General features: G+C 45.2%; 1 protein-coding gene. It reads left to right on the top strand.

Features of this window, described 5'->3' with window-relative positions; all coding sequences use genetic code 11:
• Positions 1–36: 36 nt before the first annotated feature.
• Positions 37–547: reverse transcriptase domain-containing protein (locus AAEY55_RS18130; RefSeq protein ID WP_350552610.1), on the top strand; the 511-nt coding region annotated here is incomplete at its 3' end.

The raw sequence follows: 547 nt of genomic DNA on the forward strand, positions 1-547 counted from the left end.
GCCGGAATAGATAGGCAGTCCATAGCCGCGTTCGCCTTGAATTTAGAAGAAAACTTGAAACAACTGCAAGGTGAACTGCAAAGCAAGCAGTATCGCGCACAGCCAGTCAAACGGATAGAAATACCGAAAGATGATGGTGGTGTGAGACTGCTGGGAATTCCAACAGTTCGCGACCGCATAGTACAACAAACACTATTGAACATTCTCCAACCGCTCTTCGACATCGACTTTCACCCATCAAGTTATGGGTACAGGCCGAAACGAAGTTGTCATGACGCCATCAGCAAAGCCACGGTATTTATTCGTAAATATCACCGTGAGTGGGTGGTTGATATGGATCTGTCGAAGTGTTTTGACCTACTCGATCACGACTTGATCATAAGCAGCGTCAAACGCAAAGTGACAGACGGTAGCATCTTAAAACTGCTCAAACAGTTTTTAAAAAGCGGAGTAATGATAGGCAATAATTGGGAAGCGAGTGAGCTAGGAAGTCCACAAGGTGGTGTTATCAGTCCATTGTTGGCGAATATCTACCTAGATGCATTTG

Source organism: Pseudoalteromonas sp. 120-MNA-CIBAN-0494, assembly GCF_040308885.1.
GTDB classification, from domain to species: Bacteria; Pseudomonadota; Gammaproteobacteria; order Enterobacterales; family Alteromonadaceae; genus Pseudoalteromonas; species Pseudoalteromonas nigrifaciens.